General features: G+C 64.7%; 24 protein-coding genes. 17 read left to right on the top strand and 7 right to left on the bottom strand.

Going from position 1 to position 22,375, the window contains the following annotated elements:
• Positions 1-80: 80 nt before the first annotated feature.
• Positions 81-866 carry an arginyltransferase gene (locus ACX0GZ_RS01915; RefSeq protein ID WP_458812788.1) on the bottom strand — a complete coding sequence of 262 codons (786 nt, stop codon included), beginning with the start codon at positions 864-866 and terminating at the stop codon, positions 81-83.
• Between the two features lie 190 nt (positions 867-1,056).
• Entirely contained in the window at positions 1,057-2,301 is a 1,245-nt protein-coding gene (locus tag ACX0GZ_RS01910; RefSeq protein WP_458812786.1) for a threonine ammonia-lyase, read from the bottom strand.
• Positions 2,302-2,522: 221 nt separating this feature from the next.
• Between ACX0GZ_RS01910 and ACX0GZ_RS01905 the strand changes: the two genes are divergently transcribed.
• Positions 2,523-4,271 (top strand): amidohydrolase, encoded by a 1,749-nt coding sequence (locus ACX0GZ_RS01905; RefSeq protein WP_458813286.1) that lies wholly within the window; start codon positions 2,523-2,525, stop codon positions 4,269-4,271.
• A gap of 307 nt (positions 4,272-4,578) precedes the next feature.
• On the opposite strand, the gene ctrA is transcribed toward ACX0GZ_RS01905, so the two are convergent.
• Positions 4,579-5,286: a response regulator transcription factor CtrA gene (gene ctrA / locus ACX0GZ_RS01900; protein WP_458812784.1), complete on the bottom strand. Its 708-nt coding sequence runs from the start codon at positions 5,284-5,286 to the stop codon at positions 4,579-4,581.
• 142 nt (positions 5,287-5,428) lie between these two features.
• On the bottom strand, positions 5,429-6,340 hold the full coding sequence (locus ACX0GZ_RS01895) for a LysR family transcriptional regulator (protein ID WP_458812782.1): 912 nt from the start codon (positions 6,338-6,340) through the stop codon (positions 5,429-5,431).
• 210 nt (positions 6,341-6,550) lie between these two features.
• Here ACX0GZ_RS01895 and ACX0GZ_RS01890 point away from each other — a divergent pair, with 210 nt between their 5' ends.
• The 5 genes from ACX0GZ_RS01890 to ACX0GZ_RS01870 all read left to right on the top strand — a co-directional run bounded on the left by ACX0GZ_RS01890 (position 6,551) and on the right by ACX0GZ_RS01870 (position 9,835).
• Positions 6,551-7,249, top strand: coding sequence for a pirin family protein (locus tag ACX0GZ_RS01890; protein ID WP_458812780.1), 699 nt, complete (start codon positions 6,551-6,553; stop codon positions 7,247-7,249).
• Between the two features lie 130 nt (positions 7,250-7,379).
• Positions 7,380-7,982, top strand: a complete 603-nt coding sequence (gene wrbA, locus ACX0GZ_RS01885) for an NAD(P)H:quinone oxidoreductase (RefSeq protein WP_458812778.1) — start codon at positions 7,380-7,382, stop codon at positions 7,980-7,982.
• A gap of 113 nt (positions 7,983-8,095) precedes the next feature.
• Positions 8,096-8,818, top strand: a complete 723-nt coding sequence (locus ACX0GZ_RS01880; RefSeq protein ID WP_458812776.1) for an RluA family pseudouridine synthase — start codon at positions 8,096-8,098, stop codon at positions 8,816-8,818.
• Positions 8,811-9,218, top strand: a complete 408-nt coding sequence (gene arfB / locus ACX0GZ_RS01875; RefSeq protein ID WP_458812774.1) for an alternative ribosome rescue aminoacyl-tRNA hydrolase ArfB — start codon at positions 8,811-8,813, stop codon at positions 9,216-9,218. The genes ACX0GZ_RS01880 and arfB overlap by 8 nt, the downstream gene beginning before the upstream one ends.
• A 134-nt stretch (positions 9,219-9,352) precedes the next feature.
• Positions 9,353-9,835 (top strand): GAF domain-containing protein, encoded by a 483-nt coding sequence (locus ACX0GZ_RS01870; RefSeq protein ID WP_458812772.1) that lies wholly within the window; start codon positions 9,353-9,355, stop codon positions 9,833-9,835.
• Here the strand turns inward: ACX0GZ_RS01870 and ACX0GZ_RS01865 are convergent.
• Positions 9,832-10,410, bottom strand: coding sequence for a manganese efflux pump MntP (locus ACX0GZ_RS01865; RefSeq protein ID WP_458812770.1), 579 nt, complete (start codon positions 10,408-10,410; stop codon positions 9,832-9,834). The two genes, ACX0GZ_RS01870 and ACX0GZ_RS01865, sit on opposite strands and share 4 nt — an antisense overlap.
• A gap of 407 nt (positions 10,411-10,817) precedes the next feature.
• Here ACX0GZ_RS01865 and ACX0GZ_RS01860 point away from each other — a divergent pair, with 407 nt between their 5' ends.
• A complete protein-coding gene (locus ACX0GZ_RS01860; protein WP_458812768.1) occupies positions 10,818-11,993 on the top strand; it encodes an RcnB family protein in 1,176 nt (391 codons plus the stop codon).
• 169 nt (positions 11,994-12,162) lie between these two features.
• On the opposite strand, the gene ACX0GZ_RS01855 is transcribed toward ACX0GZ_RS01860, so the two are convergent.
• Positions 12,163-13,458 carry a M28 family metallopeptidase gene (locus ACX0GZ_RS01855; RefSeq protein WP_458812766.1) on the bottom strand — a complete coding sequence of 432 codons (1,296 nt, stop codon included), beginning with the start codon at positions 13,456-13,458 and terminating at the stop codon, positions 12,163-12,165.
• 162 nt (positions 13,459-13,620) lie between these two features.
• Positions 13,621-14,076, bottom strand: a complete 456-nt coding sequence (locus tag ACX0GZ_RS01850) for a universal stress protein (protein WP_458812764.1) — start codon at positions 14,074-14,076, stop codon at positions 13,621-13,623.
• A 132-nt stretch (positions 14,077-14,208) separates the two neighbouring features.
• Here ACX0GZ_RS01850 and ACX0GZ_RS01845 point away from each other — a divergent pair, with 132 nt between their 5' ends.
• The 10 genes from ACX0GZ_RS01845 (at position 14,209) to fusA (ending at position 22,281) form a co-directional block, all read left to right on the top strand.
• A complete protein-coding gene (locus ACX0GZ_RS01845) occupies positions 14,209-15,534 on the top strand; it encodes a pyruvate dehydrogenase complex dihydrolipoamide acetyltransferase (RefSeq protein ID WP_458812762.1) in 1,326 nt (441 codons plus the stop codon).
• A gap of 5 nt (positions 15,535-15,539) precedes the next feature.
• On the top strand, positions 15,540-15,761 hold the full coding sequence (locus ACX0GZ_RS01840; RefSeq protein WP_458812760.1) for a hypothetical protein: 222 nt from the start codon (positions 15,540-15,542) through the stop codon (positions 15,759-15,761).
• Positions 15,754-16,149 carry an acyl-CoA thioesterase gene (locus ACX0GZ_RS01835; protein WP_458812758.1) on the top strand — a complete coding sequence of 132 codons (396 nt, stop codon included), beginning with the start codon at positions 15,754-15,756 and terminating at the stop codon, positions 16,147-16,149. The genes ACX0GZ_RS01840 and ACX0GZ_RS01835 overlap by 8 nt, the downstream gene beginning before the upstream one ends.
• A 94-nt stretch (positions 16,150-16,243) precedes the next feature.
• Positions 16,244-16,639, top strand: a complete 396-nt coding sequence (locus ACX0GZ_RS01830) for an endonuclease domain-containing protein (RefSeq protein ID WP_458812756.1) — start codon at positions 16,244-16,246, stop codon at positions 16,637-16,639.
• Complete coding sequence (lpdA, locus tag ACX0GZ_RS01825) at positions 16,632-18,044, top strand: dihydrolipoyl dehydrogenase (protein ID WP_458812754.1); 1,413 nt, start codon at positions 16,632-16,634, stop codon at positions 18,042-18,044. Before ACX0GZ_RS01830 ends, lpdA begins: the two co-directional genes overlap by 8 nt.
• A 27-nt stretch (positions 18,045-18,071) precedes the next feature.
• Positions 18,072-18,626: a hypothetical protein gene (locus ACX0GZ_RS01820; RefSeq protein WP_458812752.1), complete on the top strand. Its 555-nt coding sequence runs from the start codon at positions 18,072-18,074 to the stop codon at positions 18,624-18,626.
• A gap of 1 nt (position 18,627) precedes the next feature.
• Positions 18,628-18,831, top strand: coding sequence for a hypothetical protein (locus ACX0GZ_RS01815; RefSeq protein ID WP_458812750.1), 204 nt, complete (start codon positions 18,628-18,630; stop codon positions 18,829-18,831).
• Positions 18,832-19,119: 288 nt separating this feature from the next.
• On the top strand, positions 19,120-19,491 hold the full coding sequence (gene rpsL / locus ACX0GZ_RS01810; RefSeq protein WP_066476904.1) for a 30S ribosomal protein S12: 372 nt from the start codon (positions 19,120-19,122) through the stop codon (positions 19,489-19,491).
• A gap of 53 nt (positions 19,492-19,544) precedes the next feature.
• The gene (gene rpsG / locus ACX0GZ_RS01805) at positions 19,545-20,015 is read left to right on the top strand and encodes a 30S ribosomal protein S7 (protein ID WP_458812747.1); all 471 of its coding nucleotides are present in this window, start codon (positions 19,545-19,547) and stop codon (positions 20,013-20,015) included.
• 172 nt (positions 20,016-20,187) lie between these two features.
• On the top strand, positions 20,188-22,281 hold the full coding sequence (gene fusA, locus ACX0GZ_RS01800; protein ID WP_458812745.1) for an elongation factor G: 2,094 nt from the start codon (positions 20,188-20,190) through the stop codon (positions 22,279-22,281).
• Positions 22,282-22,375: the final 94 nt, after the last annotated feature.

Here is a 22,375-nt window from a genome sequence, read left to right as displayed (position 1 = left end):
AATAGCGAGGGTTGGGGGCAAAAGGAAGCGACAGCTACGCTTTCACATCACCATATCGTTCGAAAAGAACGGCGGCGGAATCAGGCCTCGACCGTCTCGCGCGGGGTCATGACCACGGTCGGCTCGTCGTCGTCGCCCAGCCGCATCCAGCCATTGGGGCCGAGCGCCTCGATCGGGCGATAGCGGGTCTTGTATTCCATCCGCGCGGACCCCTTCACCCAATAACCCAGATAGACATAAGGGAGGCCGGCGCGGTGGGCGCGCCGGATATGGTCGAGGATGATGAAGTTGCCGAGGCCGGGCCGCGTCGCGTCGTCGGCGGCGAAGAAGCTGTAGATCATCGACAAGCCGTCGAGCTGCTGGTCGGTGATGCACGCGCCGATCAGCTTGCCGAGCTTTCCACTCGCATCGCGCGGTTCGCGATATTCGATGACATAGGAGGAGACAGGCGATTGTTCGACCATGTCGGCGTAATCGGCATCGTCCATGTTCGACATGCCGCCGGTCGGATGCCGGGTCGAAAGATAGCGGCGTAGCAGGCGATATTGCTCGTCGGTGGCCCAGGGACGGCACGCGGTGATGTCGAGATCGCCGTAGCGTTTGAGCAATTTGCGCTGGCTGGCATTGGGTTTGAATTCGTCGGTGACGACGCGCACCGACATGCACGCGTTGCACCCCGCGCAACTGGGGCGATAGGCGACCGACTGGCTGCGACGGAAACCGATGCGGCCCAGCGCGTCGTTCAGTTCGCCCGCATGCGGCCCGTTGAGTTCGGTAAACACCTTCCGCTCCTGCCGTCCGGGCAAATAGGGGCAGGGTGACGGCGAGGTCACGAAGAAGCGGGGAAAGCGGAACGGTGCGGTCACCTGGGGGTGGTCCTCTTCAGACGCGGCGTGAATGTCTTGACGCCGACTATGAATCCAAAGGTCCGTCGTGAAAAGGGCGTTTACCAACAAAGAAAGTTAACGGGTAAGGATTTGTGGTGGGGTGGGGGACGCCTGCGTTTCGCGGCGGAAGCCAAACTCCCGGCACGAACAGTCGCGATACCCGTTGCGCTTAGGCCAGCTCCACCAGGCCGACTTCGTACTGCGCTTCCTTCAGCGCCGCGATCAGGCGGTCGAGATGGTCGCGGTCGCGGGTTTCGCATTCGATGTCGGTGATCAGGCCCTTGGCAGGCAGAGTGGTGAACACGCGCTGGTGATAGACCTCGATGATGTTGACGCCCTGTTCGTGGAAGATCTTGGCGACATTGAACAGCGCGCCGGGGCGGTCCTGGAGGCGGATGCGCAGGCGTGCGAGGCGGCCCGAACGGGCAAGGTCGCGCAGCAGCACGTTGGCGAGCAGGCGGGTGTCGATATTGCCGCCGCACAGCACCGTGCCGACCACCTTGCCTTTGAACTTTTCGGGATGCGCGAGCAGCGCGGCGAGACCTGCAGAACCGGCACCCTCGACCACGGTCTTTTCGATTTGGAGGAGCAGGCTGACCGCTTCCTCCAGCCGCCGTTCGCTGACCAGCACGATGTCGTCGACCAGCGCGCGGACGATGTCGGCGGTGATGACGCCGGGTTCCTTGACCGCGATCCCTTCCGCCAGCGTGTCGCCCTGACAGGGCAGGTCGGTGCCGTTGATGCGGTTGTACATGGAGGGGTAAAGCTCGGCCTCGACGCCGATCACTTCGATGTCGCGATCCTGCGCCTTGGCGACGGTGGCGATGCCGGAGATCAGACCGCCGCCGCCCAGCGGCACCACCAGCGTGTCGATGTCGGGCGCGTCGGCCAGCATTTCGAGCGCGACCGTGCCCTGTCCCGCGACCACGCGGGGGTCGTCGAACGGATGGACGAAGGTATAGCCGCATTCGCCCTCAAGCTTCCTCGCATGGGCATAGGCGTCGTCGAAGGTCTCGCCCTCAAGCACCACGTTCGCCCCGTGGCCCATCGTCTGGGTGACCTTGATGGTCGGTGTGTGCTTGGGCATCACGATGGTCGAGGGGATGCCGAGCCGGGTCGCGTGATAGGCGAGGCCCTGGGCATGGTTGCCGGCGGAGGCGGCGATCACGCCCTTGCTGCGTGCCGCCTCGTCGAGCTGGAGCAGCGTGTTGAGCGCGCCGCGCTCCTTATAGGCGGCGGTGAACTGAAGATTTTCGAACTTGAGATAGACGGTCGCGCCGGTCAGGTCGGACAGCGTTTTCGAAATCAGCGTCGGCGTGCGGACCACCGCACCCTCGATCCGCATCGCCGCCGCGCGCACATCGTCAATCGAGACGGGAAGGGCGGGGGTGATGTCGGTTGCCGGGGAGGCCATGAGTGCACGCTTTCCTGAATTGCACGGAAGCGTGACCGCCTAGCGGATCGGGGGGCGGGGGGGAACCGGATTGTGTGGGCGCGCGCATCCATTCCAGCCGTTCGTTTCGAGCGACGTCGAGAAACGTGACCGGAGCGAGCGAAAGCGTTTCTCGACGTCGCTCGAAACGAACGGGGGGTGTGTTGCCGCCGCGCCCCGCGCCGCCTATGCCAGCCGCACAAATGCTTCGCGTATCGGGAGAATGGCGAGTGAAGTCTGCGTTTCGGCGTCCTTTGGCGCGCACCCTGGCAATTACGGCGGCGCTGCTCGTGTCCACCTCCGCCCTCGCGCAGGGCGTGGTCGATAATGTGAAGGGCATGGCGCTCGACGCCAACGGCCAGGTGGTGCGCTTCACCGGTATCCTCGTCGACGAACAGGGCAAGGTGACGCAGTTGCTGGGCGAACGCGACCGGCGGCCGCGGCGTCCGACCTGGCGCGCGGACATGCAGGGACGCGTGCTGATCCCCGGCATGGTCGACGGGCATGGCCATGTCATGGATCTGGGCTTCCGCACGCTGACGCTCGACCTGTCGGACACGCGCAGCCTTCAGGAAGCGCAGGCCAAGATCGCGGAATATGCGCGCGCCAATCCCAACCGTCCGTGGATCGTGGGCGGCGGGTGGAATCACGAAGCCTGGGGGCTGGGGCGGTTTCCGACCGCCGCCGATCTCGACGCGATCATTCCCAACCAGCCGGTGTGGCTGCAGCGCGCCGACGGGCATGCCGCCTGGGCGAACAGCGCGGCGCTAAAGGCGGCAGGGGTGACCGCGGCGTCCAAATCGCCTGCCGGTGGACGCATCGAGACGCTGCCGAACGGCCAGCCTTCGGGCGTGTTCATCGACGCGGCGATGGCGCTGGTCGAGAACAGCGTGCCCAAACCGACACCGCGCGACCGCAATTCCGCGTTCCTGCGCGCGCAGGACATGCTGCTCGAACAGGGCATCACCGCGACCGCCGACATGGGCACCACGCTTGAGGACTGGAACACCTATCGCCGGATGGCGGACCTTAACCTGCTCAAGATCCGCATCATGTCCTATGCCAACAGCGTCGATACCGCGCTTGCCGTAGGGGGGCACGGGCCGACGCCGTGGCTCTACTGGGACAAGCTCAGGATGGGTGGGATCAAGATGTATCTCGACGGTGCGCTGGGATCGCGCGGCGCGTGGCTGAAGGCGCCATACGCCGATGCGCCGCAGGAAACCGGACTGGGTTTCCTGCAGGACGAACGGCTGTGGAATCTGATGAGCCGGGGGTCGATGGACGGCTTCCAGTTCGCGATCCACGCGATCGGCGACCGCGCCAACCGCCAGGCGATCGACGCGATCGCGCAGATGTCGGAAACCTATACCGGAGACCGGCGCTGGCGGATCGAACATGCGCAGATCATCGACACCACCGACCTGCCCGCTTTCCGCAGCTTCGGCATCATCGCGTCGATGCAGCCGGTGCACCAGACGTCGGACCGCGAAATGGCGGAGGCGCGACTGGGACCGAACCGGCTGGGCGGTGCCTATGCGTGGCGGACCTTGCTGGGACAGGGGACGAAACTGGCGTTCGGCAGCGACTATCCGGTCGAAAGCCCCAATCCGTTTGTCGGCTGGGCCGCGGCGTTCACCCGCACCGACGCGACCGGCCAGCCGGTCGGCGGCTGGCGTCCGCAGGAAGCACTGACGCGGGAGCAGGCGTGGAAGGCGTTCACGACGGATGCGGCCTATGCCGGGTTTGCGGAGAAGAAATTTGGGACGCTGGCGGTCGGAATGCAGGCCGATTTCATCATCATCGACCGCGATCCGCTGGCCGCGACGCCGGAGCAGTTGCGGCAGACTCAGGTGCTGGAAACCTGGATCGGCGGGCGGCCGATGTTCCAGCGGGGCAAGCAGCAGGTCGATCCGGCGGCGCGGGAGGCTACGCAGGAACGGGGGCGGTAGGACCGGGTTGCGCGCTGTTCTCGTCACCCCGGACTTGTTCCGGGGTCCACCGGGCGGCTGGCGTTTCAATGAAGCATCATGCGCTGCGCGCGCGGCTTAGTGGACCCCGGAACAAGTCCGGGGTGACGAGTGGAGGTGGTTGCGTTTCGCCCGCCCAGTCTCTCGTCATGCCAGCGAAGACTGGCATCTCAAGCCGGATTGAATGCCGCCTGATGCCCCTGCTTTCGCAGGGGCGACGTAAAAAAAGAAAAGGCCGCGGCTTCCTCGTCGGAAACCGCGGCCTGTTACGCCCCCGCGTAGAAGTTCGTCAGGCGACTGCCGCCTCTGGCAGCGTCACTTCGTCGGGATCGCGCAGCACATAGCCGCGGCCCCAGACGGTTTCGATATAGTTTTCGCCATCGGTTGCCATCGACAGCTTCTTGCGGAGCTTGCAGATGAACACGTCGATGATCTTGAGTTCGGGTTCGTCCATCCCGCCATAGAGGTGGTTGAGGAACATTTCCTTGGTCAGCGTGGTGCCCTTGCGCAAGCTGAGCAGCTCGAGCATCGCATATTCCTTGCCGGTCAGATGCACGCGTGCGCCGTCGACTTCGACCGTCTTTGCGTCGAGATTGACCGCGAGCTTGCCGGTCTTGATGACCGACTGGCTGTGGCCCTTCGAACGGCGGACGACGGCGTGGATGCGCGCGACCAGTTCCTCGCGGTGGAACGGCTTGGTCACGTAATCGTCGGCACCGAAGCCGAACGAGCGGACCTTCGAATCCATTTCCGAAATGCCGCTGAGGATCAGCACCGGCGTCTGGACGCGGGCGGTGCGGAGCTTTTTCAGCACGTCATAGCCGTGCATGTCCGGCAGGTTCAGGTCGAGGCAGATGATGTCGTAATCATAGAGCTTGCCGAGGTCCAAGCCCTCTTCGCCCAAATCGGTGGTGTAAACATTGAACCCCTCGGTCGAGAGCATCAGCTCGATCGCCTTGGCAGTCGTCGGTTCGTCTTCGATCAGCAGCACGCGCATGGCAGTCCCCTGTCCCCCTTAGCAGCCCCTGGCCCCCTATGGCCTGCCTGCTTATGGACGATTCATTAACCTAACCCCGTCTGAAGGCAAAAGGTTAATTTCTTCCTAACCGGCCTGACTCCACGAGTCGCGCGATTACGGGTCAGACCGAAGTCGGACAGATCGATCGGAACGCTTTCGCGAAATGGTCGATCAGCGCCTCGACGCGGGCGGGACGGAGCGTGCCCGGCGGGGTCAGCAGGTGGAGCGAGACCGGGCGCGCGGTCCAGTCGGGCAGGATCGCCTCCAGCGAGCCATTGGCGAGTTCGCGGTCGATGATGAAGTCGGGCAGATAGGCGATGCCGAGACCGGCGACGAGCGCAGGCACCATCGCGTCGCCATTGTCGGCGCGAAGCGGTCCCGACAGGCGCACCGCGGCTTCCTCGCCACCCGGTCCGGTGAATCGCCACAGGTCGGGATTGGCGAGGTTGGTGTAGGCGAAGCAGCGATGGTGGCCGAGGTCCGCCGGGTGTCGCGGGCGGCCGTGCGCGTCGAGATAGGCGGGCGATGCGACCAGATGCGCGCGGACCGGCGACAGGGTGCGCGCGCGCAGGCTGCTGTCAGGCAGGTCGGCGATGCGCAGCGCGATGTCGATGCGATCGGCGACGATATCGACCTTTGCGTCCGACAGGGTCAGGTCGATCTCGACATCGGGATTGGCGGTGAGGAAGTCGGCGACGGCGACGCCGACATGGCGGATGCCAAAGGTGAGCGGGGCGGCGACGCGGATGCGGCCCGACAATGCGCCCGCGCTGTCGCGCGCGGCTTCCTCCGCGGCTTCCGCCTCGGCGAGAATGCGCTGGGCGCGTTCGTGCAGGCTCTGCCCCGCTTCGGTCAGGGAGATGCGGCGCGAGGTACGGTGGAACAGATCGGTGCCAAGCCGCTCCTCCAGCCGCTTGATCGCTTTGGATACGGTGGCCTTGGACACGCCGGTCGCGGTGGCGGCTTCGCTGAACGAGCGGTGCTCGACGACGCGGGCGAACAAGGCCCAGGCTTCGAAATCGGGAAGGTTCATGCGCGGCCTCCGGGATCAGGCGTCATCGCGAGCGGAGCGAAGCAATCCAGAATGCGATGACTGTCCCGACTGGATTGCTTCGCTGCGCTCGCAATGGCGGAAATGGTTTAGCTTCATGCTGTTCGCGAAACAATCCGTTTCCAACGTTTCCGTTTACGAGTGCCCTCGATTTCCTATCTTGGCGACAACACCAAATAGGAGTTCTCGGACATGATCGAGAAACGTGCATTTGAATCGCTGGGCCATGCCGATCATGGGTGGCTGAACGCGCGGCATCATTTCAGCTTTGCCAATTATTATGATCCGGCCCGCATGGGCTGGGGCGCGATCCGGGTGTGGAACGACGACGAGATCGCCGCGAACAGCGGTTTCCCGCCGCATCCGCACCGCGACATGGAGATCATCACCTATGTCCGTTCGGGCGCGATCACCCATCAGGATTCGATGGGCAATCAGGGCCGCACCGGCGCGGGCGACGTTCAGGTGATATCGGCGGGGACCGGCGTGCGCCACGCCGAATATAATCTGGAAGCGGAGCAGACGACGCTGTTCCAGATCTGGATCGAGCCCAAGCGGACTGGCGGTTCGCCGTCCTGGGGCGCCAAGCCGTTCCCCAAGGGCGAGCGGTCGGGCAAGTTCGTGACGCTGGCCAGCGGCTTTGCCGAAGACAGCGATGCGCTGCCCATTCGTGCCGATGCGCGGGTGATGGGCGCGACGCTGAAAGCGGGCGAAAGCGTCGATTATGCGGTGGGCGAGGGGCGGCATGTCTATCTTGTCCCAGCGACCGGTGCGCTCGACATCGACGGCGTCCGTTTCGACGCGCGTGATGGTGCGGCGCTCTCGGGCGGTCAGACGGTGACGATTACCGCGATCGACGAAGCCGAAATCGTGCTGGTGGATTCGGAGTAACGCCCGACCGCCTGCTTCCCCCAATATCGTCATGCCAGCGCAGGCTGGCATCTCATGCCGGATTTATATGCCGCCTGAGACCCCTGCTTTCGCAGGGGTGACGGTCTCTCTTTTCGACTGGAGTTCCCTCATGACCAAAGTGCTTGTCCTCTATTACTCCTCCTATGGGCACCTCTCGCAGATGGCCGATGCCGTCGCCGACGGCGCGCGGTCTGCGGGTGCCGAGGTCGATGTGCTGCGCGTGCCCGAAACCGCGCCTGCCGAGGTCGCTGCGGCGGCCGGGTTCAAGTCGGATCACACCCACGCGCTGATCTCCGGCGTCGAGGCGCTGGCCGATTACGACGCGATCGTTATCGGTGCGCCGACCCGGTTCGGGCGGATGCCGAGCCAGATGGCGAGCTTCCTCGACCAGGCGGGCGGGCTGTGGTTCCGAGGCGCGCTGAACGGCAAGGTTGGCGCGGCCTTTACCTCGACTGCCAGCCAGCATGGCGGACAGGAGACGACCCTGTTCTCGGTCATCACCAATTTGCTGCATTTCGGTATGACGATCGTCGGGCTCGACTATGGCTTTGCCGGGCAGATGGGCGTCGATGAGGTCAAAGGCGGGTCGCCCTATGGCGCGACCACGATCGCCGATGGCGATGGTAGCCGGATGCCGTCGCAGACCGATCTCGACGGTGCGCGCTATCAGGGCAAGCGCGTTGCAGAGGTTGCCGCCAAGCTTCATGGCTGACGCGGCGCGCCGCCGCTCCTGTCCCCTCCCTCAAAGGGGCGGCGGCGCAACTCATATCGACCGAACGGAGGGGGATGCTGGCAAAAGCTGCGCGCGGATGGCATGGACCCGCCATGCTCACCGATCTGGTCCTGTTCATCGATGGCGAGGCCATCATCATCGACAAGCCTTCGGGGCTGCCGGTCGATCGTCCGCGCGACGGGTCGCGCAGCGCCGAGGATATGCTGGGCGATCTGACCTTCGGATTCATGCGCGAGCCGCTGCCGGTTCACCGACTGGACCGCGACACGTCGGGATGCCTGCTGCTCGCGCGCAATCCCAAGGCGCACAAGAAATTCCAGCAAGTGTTCGAGGCCGGGCAGGTCTCCAAACGCTATGTCGCGGTGCTCGACGGGATTCCCGAGGGCGAGGCCGGCACGATCGAACTCGCGCTGTCGAAGATCAGCAGTCGCGAGGAAGGCTGGCGGATGACCGGCGACCCGCACGGCAAGTCGGCGGTGACCCGTTGGGAAAAACTGGCGGAGCGCGACGGCGGGGCGCTGGTCGCCTTCTATCCCGAGACCGGGCGCACGCATCAGATCCGGGTTCATGCCGCCGAGGGGCTGGGCGTGCCGGTGGTGGGCGATCCCGTCTATGGTCGCGGTGGGCGACCGATGCTGCTGCATTCGGCATTCCTGTCGGTGCCGCGCGCGGGCAAGCCGCCGGTCGAGGCGATTGCGCCCCTGCCGCGCCGGTTTGTCGAGGCGGGCTTTACCGAGGCGGAAGCCAAAATTTTCCCATCTGAGGATGCGGTCGACACTAAGGTTCCTGCGGCACCCGAACCGAGCGATGGCTGATTACGTCATTCCGGACGCGGCGATCGTCGAGGAACGTTTCCTCGCCGCATCGGGACCGGGGGGGCAGAACGTCAATAAGGTGGCGACCGCGGTGCAGTTGCGGATCGATGTCTATCGGTTGGGGCTGGCACCCTATGCCTACGCCAAGTTGAAAGAGCTTGCGGGCAGCCGGATGACGGCGGCGGGCGAACTCATCATCACCGCGCGACGGTTTCGCACCCAGGACGCCAACCGCAGCGATGCGCGCGCGCGGGCAGGCGACCTTGTCGCCAAGGCCCATGAACGCGACGCGCGGCGGGTGAAGACCAAGGTGAGCAAGGCGGCGAAAGCGCGACGGGTGGATGCGAAAAAGAGCCGGTCGGCGGTGAAGGCGGGGCGGGGCAGGGTTTCGTTCGATTGAGGGATTATCATTGCCCTTCTCCCGTTCGTTTCGAGCGTAGTCGAGAAACGCTTTGGCGCCCCAAGATCAGGTTTCTCGACTTTGCTCGAAACGAACGGGTAAGGGCGGCATCGGATAAGCCTTGAGGTCACCCCATGTACGCGTTCGATATCGCCACCGACGACAAGCCGACGCTCTATCGCAACCTGACGGAAGCGGTGGACGCCATCACCACGGGCGAACCCGATGGCATCGCCAACATGGCCAATGTCGCCGCGCTCCTGTGGCAATTCCTGCCCGACCTGAACTGGGCGGGTTTCTATCGTACGGTCGGCGCGGACGAGCTGGTGCTCGGCCCGTTTCAGGGCAAGGCGGCGTGCATCCGCATCCCGTTCGGGCGCGGCGTCTGCGGCGCGGCGGCGGCGAGCGGTGAGACGCAGTTGGTCGAGGATGTCCACGCCTTTCCCGTACACATTGCCTGCGATGCCGACAGCCGTTCCGAACTGGTCGTGCCGGTGGTGCGCGAAGGCGCCGTGATCGCGGTGATCGATCTCGACAGCCCAAGCCCGGCACGGTTCGATGCCGAGGATGCGCGCGGGGTCGAGGCGATTGCCGCGTTGCTGTCGGACCGGATCTAACCGAAAATGCCGGTGTGGTCGGCAAGGATCGCACTCCCGATACCGATTAACAGCAAGCCGCCGACTACTTCGACCGCAGAGCCGAAGCGCACGCCGACATAACGGCCAATTCCGAGGCCAATGGTGGTCAGCACGAAGGTGGTAAAACCGATCGCAGCGGCGATCAGCCAGATATCCACGCCGATAAATGCCAAACCCACTCCGACGGCCGCGGCGTCGATGCTGGTGCCGATCGCGGTGGCGACAAGCGCAACGATCCCCGCTTTGCGCGTCGTTGATCCCGGTTTGGGGATTTCGTCCGTGTCGCGACGCGCCGCTTCCCAGATCATCCGCCCGCCGACAGCGACGAGCAAGATGAAGGCAATCCAGTGATCGACCTTTTCCACCGCGCTCGCCGCGACGAGTCCTAAACTCCAGCCGATGACCGGGGTGATCGCCTCGATAATGCCGAAGACGGCACCGCCTTTCAGCGCGCTCGACCAATTGGGGCGCTCCGCCGCGCCGCGCCCGACCGACGCGGCAAAGGCGTCGGCGGACATCGACAGCGACAGGATGGCGATCGAAACGGGGGACATTGCAACACTCCACCGGACCCAAGACCTAGCGCCTTCGCAGACGGGGTGGCCGGTGGTGCCCCGTGCAAAGTGCGCTGGTCTCGCCAAGCGGATGATCCGCTGATCGCGCCACGCGTGCCGACAGGCGTTCCTGGCGGCGTTGCGAGTGTGTTGACGCGGTCCCGACTTGTATCAAGTCGCCGGAGGCTACTCCCCAACATTCGGAGCACTAGCGAGCAAGATGCTGCGACGCAAGGTGCGTACCTGCACAGGACGAAAGCAAGAGGTCCGGGACCGCGTGCGTCAAATCGGGACATCGTTTAACCATAGAGCGCCGTCGGCGAATCGAGGGCGGGTGCGTTAAGCTGTTGTGAACCAGAGACCGCCCGTGCCGTTCGCGGCCCGGTTTCGCCGAGGAGCAAAAGACAATGCGCGCCGTGATCGTCCTAACGCTGGCAGCCTCGCCGCTGGCGCTTGCCGCACCCGCCGATGCCCAGAGCGTCATTCAGGACGGCCGCTGGGTAACCGGCAAGCCGAAGCCCGCGCCGACTCCCCCCCCGCCACCGCCTGCTCCGGTCGAGCAAGCCGCGCCGGTCGCGCCTGCGCCGGCCACCGTTCCCGATGCGCCGATCGCGGCACCGCCCGCCGCCCCCGCGCCGCAATTCGCGCCGCGCGCCGAGGTGGTGCAGCCCTTGCCACCAGCGCCCAAGCCGCCGATGGCGCGTGCCGCAGCCGCAGCCGCACCGCCGCCACCGCCAGCGCCCGCGCCGGGCGAAGCGGGGGCCATGCCTCCTCCGCCCCCCGCCGCCCCAGTCGCTCGCGCCGAAGCGCCAGTGCCGCCCCCGCCGGGCGCGACCTATGCGCCGCCCGCCAAGCCGCTGCCGCCGGTGCGCCGGGCCGACGCACCCCCGCCACCGCCCAAGCCGCAGCGCGCGCCGGCACGCCGCGCGGACGCACCGCCGCCGCCGCCACGCGCGCATCACAAGCCCGGCCACCCTGCCGACGCGCACCCGATGCCGCATCATGCGCGTGCCGCTCATACCGATGCCAGGCCGCATCGCGCGCCCAAACATCGCTGGGGCGCGCATCGCGAGGGGCGATGGGAGGGCGGCTGGAACGCGCCCGGCGGCTGGGGCGCGTATCGTCGCCCGGCCCAGGGCTGGAGCCTGCCGCGCTACTGGTGGGCGCCGGAGTTCGTCGTGGTCGATTACTGGACCTATGATCTTGCGCCGCCGATGCAGGGCGATCGCTGGGTCCGCTATTATGACGATGCGGTGCTGGTCGACCGGCACGGCGACGTGATCGACTGGGTCGAGGGCGTCGACTGGAACGTGGCGGGCGGAACTTACCATGCCGACGACCGCGACGGCTATCGTGACGATTATGCCGGGGAATACGGCGCGGATTACGCCCCGCCCGGCTACCCTGCGGGCGGATATATCGCGAACGGATATTATTATCCGCCCGCCGTCACCCACACCATCCGCATCGACAGCGAACCGGTGGTGACCAGCCGAACCTATGTCACCGAAGAAGTGGTGACGACGCGCGGCAAGGGCGGGAAACCCTATCGCCGGGTGCTGACGAAGAAGTGCAACTGCTGAGCGGTTGACCGGGGGGCGGACGGCAGGGCTCTGGGGGGAGCCTTGCCGTTCGAGTGACTGGCTTCCATCTTCCCCGTTCGTTTCGAGCGTAGTCGAGAAAAAACGCGAAGTATGCGCCCGGTGACGTTTCTCGACGTCGCTCAAAACGAACGGCAGGAAAGGACGGTCGTTACTGCCCCCGTCCCGCGAACGCGACGATCGATTCCGCGCCGTCCTTCGACAGCGACGACACGCCGACGAAATGATCGTCGACGACGATGTCCTTCAGCACCAGTTCGGTCGTGCCCGCGGGCACGTCGCGGTGGTCGGTCCAGTTTTGTGCGTCGTTGCGGCGCCAGTGGATGCGGTATCCCGCCGCACCCGGGGCGGCTTCCCATTTGACGGTGGTATCGGTCGATACCGCACCGTCCATCCGCACATTGTTCGGCACCGCAGGCGCGTTCGCGAAGCGACGGATGGCGTTGAGGTTCAGCTGGACGATCCGCGCCATGTAGGGGAAGTCCATCTTGTCGACCGTGTCGCCGTAAACCCGGCCATTCTCGGTCCGCAGATCCTGATGCTGTTGGTCGTAATTCTCCGCCGCGACCGTGAAGCGAACGGCGGGATAGCCGAGCCGGAGAAACGCTTCGTGATCGCCGCCACGGCCGAATCGGTCGGGGCGGCGGTTGACGAAGACCTCGATACCCTTGGTGTCGCGGGACACCTTTGCGATCGCCTTGGCCAGCGCGCGGCTGGGGCCGTCATCCTCGCCGCCGTCACCGCGGCGCTTCCTGTGTTGCTCCAGCGTTTCGACCGCGCGGATGCCTTCGGAAAAGACGCGGACGCGGTCGGAAATGCGCTTGCCGTTCTGGCCGACAGTGTTGCCGACCATGTCGTTGTTCAGCGCGGCGGAGACGACCCAGCCGCGTTCCTTCGCGGTTTCCGCCAGCAGCGTCGCGCCCCACAAACCCTGTTCCTCGCCCGACAGCGCGGCATAGACGATGGTCGCGTCGAACTGCTCTTTCGACAGGATGCGGGCGGCCTCGATCACCAGCGCCACGCCCGATGCGTCGTCGTTCGCGCCGGGCGAATCCGCGGTGAAGTTCATCACGTCGGACACGCGGCTGTCGATATGGCCCATGACGATGACAACACGGTTCGGATCACGGCCCTTCTGAAAGCCCAGCACGTTGACGACGTTGACGCCATTCGGGGCGCGCGGCCCTTCGAAGGTGCGCGCGAGGTTCGCGACCTGGATGCAGCCGCCACAGGCTACGCTGATCCGTTCGAACTCATTTGCGGTCCAGCGGCGGGCGGCGCCGATGCCGCGGGTCGGGTGATCGGGGTCCGACAGGGTGTGGCGCGTGCCGAAGCTGACCAGCTTTTCGACCGTAGCCTTGAGCGCGGCGGGGTCGATCCTGTCCTGGGCCTTTGCCGGCGTTGCGAAGAGGAGCGGGAGGGCGGCGAGCGCGAGGAGATGCTTCATGGGCGCGGATGCTGGCGGGCGGGCGTGCGGTTGGCAAGGGGGTGCATAGGCTCTCCCGTCATTCCCGCGAAGGCCGGGATCCATAAACTCCGATAGCGCGCGATTCTATCAATGGGGTTGAGGTTATGGATTCCCGCCTTCGCGGGAATGACGGGAGAGCCTTCAACTCAACCGGTCGATGCCTTCGCGGTCCAGGCTGCCAGGGATGATCATCACCGGCACGCTCAGCTTGCCCGCATCGGTGCCGGAGAAATGCGTGACCAGCGGGCCCGGCGCGCCGGTGGCGGCCGCGCCCAGCACCAGCGCGGCGATTTCGGGGTTCGCCTCGATCATCTCGCGCACGATCTTGGCGCCATCGCCTTCGCGGACGGTGAGCGAGGGCTTGATGCCCGATTCCTGGAGCAATGTGCCAGCAGCCCCCGTAACCAGAGCCTCCGCGCGGGTGCGGGCTTCTTCCTCGATCGTCGCCTGGACGCCGCCCCACTGGACAAAATCGGGCTTGGGGATCAGCGCCAGGATTTCGACATTGCCGCCGGTCTTTACCGCGCGGCGTGCGGCGAAGCGGAGGGCGATTTCCGCTTCCGGGCTTTCGTCGATCACGACCAGATAAGTGCGCATCCCCGTCCAATCCCCCAAGACCTTATGTGTAGGTGGCGCGGAAGCACGCTTTGCGCAAGTCGTCGCACCCTTGACCTAGGGGAAAGGGGCGGCGAGAGAGGGCGTCCCCAGGGATACCAGAGCAGGAATCGCATGCCGATCGAAATCAAGATGCCCGCGCTGTCGCCGACGATGGAAGAGGGCACGCTCGCCAAATGGCTGGTCAAGGAAGGCGACACCGTGTCGTCGGGCGACCTGATGGCGGAGATCGAGACCGACAAGGCGACGATGGAATTCGAGGCGGTGGACGAAGGCACGATCGTCAAGATCCTGGTCGCCGAGGGGACGGACAATGTGAAGGTCGGGACCGTGATCGCGATCCTGGCTGAAGAGGGCGAGGATGCGTCCGATGCCGCCGCATCGTCGGGTAGCGAGGCAAAGGCCGAGGCGCCGAAGGAATCGGCGAAGGCCGAAGCGCCCAAGGACGAGGCGCCGAAGGATCAATCCGGGGCAGAAGCGCCCAAGGCCGCGGCACCCGCGCCCGCGTCTGCTTCGTCGGGCGATCGGGTGAAGGCCAGCCCGCTGGCGCGCCGCATCGCTGCGGAAAAGAAGATCGACCTGGCGTCGCTGTCGGGTTCGGGGCCGAATGGTCGCGTGGTGAAGGCCGATGTCGAGGGTGCCAAGCCGGGTGCCGTTGCTTCCGCATCGACCGCTTCGGCAGCCCCGTCCGCCGCGCCCGCACCTGCCGCCGCGCCGACCGAAGCCAAGGCGGTCTGGTACGACGAGAGCATCCCGCATTCGGTCGACAAGCTGTCGAACATCCGCAAGACGATTGCCCGCCGCCTGACCGAGGCGAAGCAGACGATCCCGCACATCTATCTGACCGTCGATATCCGCCTCGACGCCCTGCTCAAGCTGCGCGGCGACCTCAACAAGTCGCTCGAATCGCGCGGCGTGAAACTGTCGGTCAACGATATGCTGATCAAGGCGCTGGGCGTGGCGCTGGAGGCGACGCCCAAGTGCAACGTGACCTTCGCGGGCGATACGCTGGTCAGCTACAGCCGCGCCGATGTTTCTGTGGCGGTATCGACGCCGTCTGGCCTGATCACGCCGATCATCCGCGATGCCGCGAACAAGGGTCTGGCCAAGATTTCGACCGAGATGAAGGAACTGGCCGGGCTGGCCAAGGACAACAAGCTGAAGCCCGAGCAATATCAGGGCGGCACCGCCAGCATCTCGAATATGGGCATGTTCGGGATCAAGCAGTTCGATGCGGTCATCAACCCGCCGCAGGGCATGATCCTCGCGATCGGCGCGGGCGAGAAACGGCCCTATATCGTCGATGACGCGCTGGGCGTCGCCACCGTCATGTCGGCGACCGGCAGCTTCGACCACCGCGCGATCGACGGCGCGGACGGGGCGGAACTGATGAAGCTGCTCAAGGAACTGATCGAAAGCCCGATGGGGCTGCTGGCCTGAACGCGATGATCGGCAAGCGAACCGCGGTCGAACTGCTCGCTTGTGCGACGGGGCTGGCGGCGGCGTTCATGATCGGTTCGATCTCGGCCTGGGCCTATCCGCTCGGGCGCGACAATATCTGGCTGGTGACCTGGGTTTCGATGGGGGTCGTGGTCGTGCTGAATGCCGGGCAGATCCGGCGGGCGATGGCTGCCGATCGCGCGCCAGTCGATGGCGCGCATGGCTGACACGCTCGCCGAAACCCCGCCTTCGGGCGCGCCCGCGATCCGGGTGACGACCATGCCCGCCGACGCCAATCCCTATGGCGACATTTTCGGCGGCTGGCTGATGAGCCAGATGGACATGGCTGCCGGGCTGGTCGCGTCGCGTCATTCGAAAGGCCGCGCGGTGACGATCGCGGTCGATGCGATGCAGTTCCTGGCCCCGGTCGCGGTGGGCGACGAAGTGTCGGTCTATGCCGAACTGGTCAAGACCGGGCGCACGTCGATGACGATCGAGGTCGAAGCATGGCGCCGCGACCGCCATGTCGAGGAGCAATGCCGGGTGACCAAGGCGCGCTTTGTATTCGTCGCGATCGACGAGACGCGAAAGCCGCGGGTGATCGATGCGGGCTGACGCGCTTTCCAACCCCTCTCCCCTTGCGGGAGAGGGAGGGGCCCGCCGCGAAGCGGTGGGAGGGAGAGGGCGCGCGCTCCCCAGAGCACGCGCGATGCGGAAAGCCCCCACCGAAGCCGAACGCGCATTGTGGCATATCCTTCGCGCCAAACGCCTTGCAGGCTGGAAATGGAAACGGCAGCAGAAACTTGGCGAATACATTCCGGATTTCGTCTGCTTCGGCGCGCGCCTGATCGTCGAGGCAGACGGCTCGCAACATGCGAACAGCGATTATGACGCGGCGCGGGATGCCTGGCTAAAGTCGCAAGGCTTTCGGCTGCTGCGATTCTGGAACAACGATATTTTGAGCAACCCCGAGGGTGTTGCGATGGCGATTCTCGCTGCGCTTGAAAGCGACGGTGTCGGCATCGAGCCGACCCCGCCGCACCCCTCTCCCCGGCCCTCCCCCGCAAGGGGGGAGGGAGAAGATGGAGCATCTTTGAATGGCTGACACCTACGACCTCATCGTCCTCGGCTCCGGACCTGGCGGCTATGTCGCGGCGATCCGCGCGGCGCAGCTGGGGCTGAAGACCGCGATCGTCGAGCGCGAGAATCTGGGGGGCATCTGCCTCAACTGGGGGTGCATTCCGACCAAGGCGCTGCTGCGATCGGCGGAAATCTTCCACTATATGCAGCACGCCAAGGATTATGGCCTCGCTGCCGAGAAGATCAGCGCCGATCTGGACGCGGTGGTGAAGCGGTCGCGCGGGGTGGCCAAGCAGCTCAATCAGGGCATCGGCCACCTGATGAAGAAGAACAAGATCGCCGTGCATATGGGCGAGGGGAAGCTGGTCGGCAAAGGCAAGCTTGAGGTGAAGGGCGAAAAGGGCAGCGAGACGCTGACCGCCAAGCACATCATCGTCGCGACCGGTGCCCGTGCCCGCGACCTGCCGTTCGCCAAGGCCGACGGCAAGCGCGTCTGGACGTACCGCCATGCGATGGTGCCGACCGAAATGCCGAGCAAGCTGCTGGTCATCGGATCGGGCGCGATCGGCATCGAGTTCGCCAGCTTCTACAACGACATGGGCGCGGACGTGACCGTGGTGGAAATGCTCGACCGGATCGTGCCGGTCGAGGATGCGGACGTGTCGGCATTCCTGGAGAAATCGTTCAAGAAGCAGGGCATGACGATCCTGACCGGCGCGGGCGTGGACAAGATCGACGTGACCGACAAGGGCGTGAAGGCGGCGATCAAGGCCAAGGACGGCAAGGTCACCCCCTCAGAGTTCAGCCACGTCATCGTCGCGATCGGTATCGTCCCCAATACCGAGAATATCGGCCTGGAGGCGCTGAAGGTCGAAACCGAGCGCGGGCATATCAAGACCGATGGGCGGTGCCGCACCAATGTCGATGGCCTGTGGGCGATCGGTGATGTCACCGCGCCGCCCTGGCTCGCGCACAAGGCCAGCCACGAAGGGGTAATCGCGGCGGAGGCCATCGCTCAGGCGTTGGGCAACAAGGATGTGAACCCGCACGCGATGGACGTTCTCAACATTCCCGGCTGCACCTATTGCCACCCGCAGGTCGCCTCGGTCGGGCTTACCGAAGCCAAGGCCAAGGAAGCGGGTTATGAGGTCAAGGCTGGCACCTTCCCGTTTATCGGCAACGGCAAGGCAATCGCGCTCGGAGAGGCGGAAGGCTTCATCAAGACGGTGTTCGACGCCAAGACCGGCGAATTGCTTGGCGCGCACATGGTCGGCGCGGAAGTGACCGAACTGATTCAGGGCTATACCGTCGGCAAGACGCTGGAGACGACCGAGGCCGAGTTGATGAACACGGTCTTCCCGCACCCGACGCTGAGCGAGATGATGCACGAAAGCGTCCTCGCGGCTTATGGGCGGGCGTTGCATATCTGAGCGTGAGCGGTGAGCGGAGATAGGGCCTTGAGCGAACCGGTGATCGCCGAACTTCGCTTCGCAACGGTTCCGCTCGGCTGCGTCGGCATTTTCGCCGTGCCGCTTACGTCCTGGATGCTCTATCTTGCCGTCAATCATGAGGAATTGCCGCCATCGGGCCTACGTAACGCACATTTGTTCAAGAGCTTTGTGCAGGACACGGTGATGTTTGGCATCTCGCTCGGAGCGGCATTGGCAACGCTGGCTTTTGGACTGCTGGCGTTCGCGATGTTTAGGCGGGTGATGGATCCGGTCGCCGCTGTTGCCGGGCCGCGCGGGATCGGCGTTCATCCGGCAATTTTGCGGGGTCGGATCGACTGGGATCAGATCGAATCGATCAGTATAGTCCCAATGCGATCGAGCGGCCTTCAGCTTGGAAAGCGATTGGAGATTCGCCTGCATCAAGGCCGCGGGTTCTGGCGCAGGCCACTAGTTCGGGTTGAACCGGTCGATGTCGCTGACGGTGCCGACGAACGGTTTATGGTCTACGTTGCCCGCTATTTGCCTGCGGTATCAATCAACCGCTACGTATCGCCGTTTTGACGTGGCGGCGCTGCTGCTGCTGTTCGTGCGTGTTGCCATCGGCGTGCAGAGGGGCTGGCTAGCCGATGCCGACCGAATGCTCATGCTGATTGTCGGGCAGGGGCGGCTTGATGTTGCTTGGTGTGCCACGCGGCTGGGCGAGCGTGACGCCAAAACCGTGTCGGATGCGCTCGCCAGGTTGTTTGGGCTGAACACAACAGACTGACCGGACGGTGCCGAACTGGCGGTGCGGCAATCGTCCTCCCCGCCGCCCGTACTCACCTCCCGCGCTGTTGACGCTCTCACCCCTCGCGCGTATAGGCCCGCCGTTCCCAAGCGGTCGGCGATGCCGATTCCCGCGACCTTCCGGTCGTGCGTTTGGGGCGCAAGAGCTGAACGTTGTTGGAGACGAGGGCCGGGGGGCGTTGCCTGCCAGGCCTTCTTGTATTGCACGACCAGGGGCTCCAGCAGAGTAACCGCCGGGTTTTCCGGCAACAAAAAGGTGAAGGGCTTCATGCCAACGATCAACCAGTTGGTCCGCAAGGGCCGCGACCCGCAGAAGGCCAAGTCGAAGGTCCCTGCGATGGACCAGAACCCGCAAAAGCGCGGCGTCTGCACCCGCGTCTATACGACGACCCCGAAGAAGCCGAACTCGGCGCTTCGCAAGGTCGCCAAGGTTCGCCTGACGAACCAGCGCGAAGTCATCAGCTACATTCCGGGCGAAGGCCACAACCTCCAGGAACACAGCGTCGTGCTGATCCGTGGCGGTCGTGTGCGCGATCTTCCCGGCGTGCGCTATCACGTCCTGCGCGGCGTTCTCGATACCCAGGGTGTCAAGGACCGCAAGCAGTCCCGTTCGAAGTACGGCGCCAAGCGTCCGAAGTAAGCCGATCGCTGTTGCGATCATTCAAGGGCTGAAGTTTTAAGAAGGAATATCTGATGGCTCGTCGTCGTCGTCCCGAGAAGCGGGAAATTCTGCCGGATCCCAAGTTCGGGGATGTGGTCCTTTCGAAGTTCATGAATTCGGTCATGCTGGACGGCAAGAAGGCCGTTGCCGAAAAGATCGTCTATGGCGCGCTCGAAACCGTCGAGCAGCGCGCGAAGCGCGAGCCGGTGGGCGTGTTCCATGACGCGCTGAACAACATCGCGCCGGGCATCGAAGTCCGTTCGCGGCGCGTCGGCGGTGCGACCTATCAGGTTCCGGTCGAAGTGCGCCCCGAGCGCGCCCAGGCACTGGCGATCCGCTGGCTGATCACCGCCGCGCGCGCGCGCAGCGAGAACACGATGGCCGCGCGCCTGTCGGGCGAGCTGATGGATGCGGCCAACAACCGCGGCAATGCCGTGAAGAAGCGCGAAGACACGCACCGCATGGCGGAAGCGAACCGCGCATTCTCGCATTATCGCTGGTAAGACCTATATGGGGGTGGGCCGTGCGGCCCACCTCCAATCACCGTTCGCCCTGAGCTTGTCGAAGGGCTGCACTTCTTCCTCGGAAGAAAGGACAGGGCTTCGACAAGCTCAGCCCGAACGGAATTGAGTGCAGTCTCTTTTTCGAACGCCGCAAGGCACAGGAGTTACGATCATGGCCCGCAGCCATCCGCTCGAGCGCTATCGCAATATCGGCATCATGGCGCATATCGACGCCGGTAAGACCACGACCACCGAGCGCATCCTCTACTACACCGGCAAGTCGTACAAGATCGGCGAAGTGCACGAAGGCACCGCGACGATGGACTGGATGGAGCAGGAGCAGGAGCGCGGCATCACCATCACCTCGGCAGCAACCACCTGCAAGTGGCGCGCCGAAGAGGGCAAGGGTGAAGAGCATCTGATCAACATCATCGACACCCCCGGCCACGTCGACTTCACGATCGAAGTCGAGCGTTCGCTGCGCGTGCTCGACGGTGCGGTCGCGTGTTTCGACGGCGTTGCCGGCGTCGAGCCGCAGTCGGAAACCGTGTGGCGTCAGGCCGACAAGTACGGCGTGCCGCGGATGTGCTTCGTCAACAAGCTCGATCGCACCGGTGCGGACTTCTATTACTGCGTCGACACGATCGTCGAGCGCCTGGGCGCGCGTCCGGCGGTCCTGTATCTGCCGATCGGCATGGAAGGCGGCTTCAAGGGCCTGGTCGATCTGGTCGAGAACCGCGCGATCATCTGGCTCGAAGAGTCGCTGGGCGCGAAGTTCGAATATCAGGACATCCCCGACGACCTGAAGGAAAAGGCCGCCAAATATCGCAGCGACCTGATCGAAATGGCCGTCGAGCAGGACGACGCGCTGATGGAAGCGTATCTCGAAGGCAACGAGCCTTCGGTCGCCGACCTGAAGAAGCTGATCCGCAAGGGCACGCTTGAGATGGCGTTCGTGCCGATCCTGTGCGGCTCGGCGTTCAAGAACAAGGGCGTTCAGCCGCTGCTCGACGCGGTGGTCGACTATCTGCCCTCGCCGCTCGACATTCCCGACGTTCAGGGCGTGAAGCTCGACGGCGAAACCCCGGATTCGCGTCCGCCCGCCGACGATGCGCCGATGTCGCTGCTCGCGTTCAAGATCATGAACGATCCGTTCGTCGGTTCGCTCACCTTCGCGCGCATCTATTCGGGCACGCTCACCAAGGGTCAGTATCTGAACTCGGTGAAGGACAAGAAGGAAAAGATCGGCCGTATGCTCCTGATGCATGCGAACAGCCGTGAGGACATCGAGGAAGCGCGCGCGGGCGACATCGTCGCGATTGCGGGTCTGAAGGAAACGACGACCGGCGACACGCTGTGCGACACCGCCAAGCCGATCATCCTGGAACGCATGGAGTTCCCGGAACCCGTGATCGAGCTGTCGGTGGAACCCAAGACCAAGGCCGACCAGGAAAAGATGGGCGTCGCGCTCAATCGTCTGGCTGCCGAGGATCCCTCGTTCCGCGTGACCACCGACCATGAATCGGGCCAGACGATCATCAAGGGCATGGGTGAACTTCACCTGGAAATCCTGGTCGATCGCATGAAGCGCGAGTTCAAGGTCGAGGCCAATGTCGGCGCGCCGCAGGTGGCGTATCGCGAGTATCTGAAGAAGCCGGTCGACCTCGACTACACCCACAAGAAGCAGTCGGGCGGCACCGGCCAGTTCGGCCGCGTGAAGGTGAAGCTGACGCCGGGCGAGCGCGGCGCGGGCATCATCTTCAAGGACGAGATCAAGGGCGGTAACATTCCGAAGGAATATATCCCGGCGATCGAAAAGGGCTTCCGCGAAACGGCGGCAACGGGCTCGCTGGTCGGCTTCCCGATCATCGATTTCGAAATCCTGTTGTATGACGGCGCGTATCACGACGTCGACTCGTCGGCCCTGGCGTTCGAAATCTGTGCCCGCGGCGCCATGCGCGAAGCGGCCCAGAAGTCGGGCATCACGCTGCTCGAGCCGATCATGAAGGTGGAAGTCGTCACCCCGGAAGACTATCTGGGCGACGTCATCGGCGACATGAACAGCCGTCGCGGCCAGATCCAGGGCACCGACAGCCGCGGCAACGCACAGGTTGTCGAAGCGATGGTCCCGCTGGCGAACATGTTCGGTTACGTGAACTCGCTTCGGTCCTTCACCCAGGGCCGCGCGCAATACTCGATGCAGTTCTCGCACTATGACGAAGTGCCGCAGAATGTGGCCGACGAAGTGAAGGCTAAGCTGGCTTAACCAGGGCTGGCATTATCGAAACCCAACCGCTATGGGGCCGCGTTCCAGCGATTCCCCATGCGGCGCGGATCAAGACTTGAGAAGGTAGGAAACA

The organism is Sphingomonas aestuarii (assembly GCF_054457155.1).
This window is presented reverse-complemented; position numbering and strand designations above follow the sequence as displayed.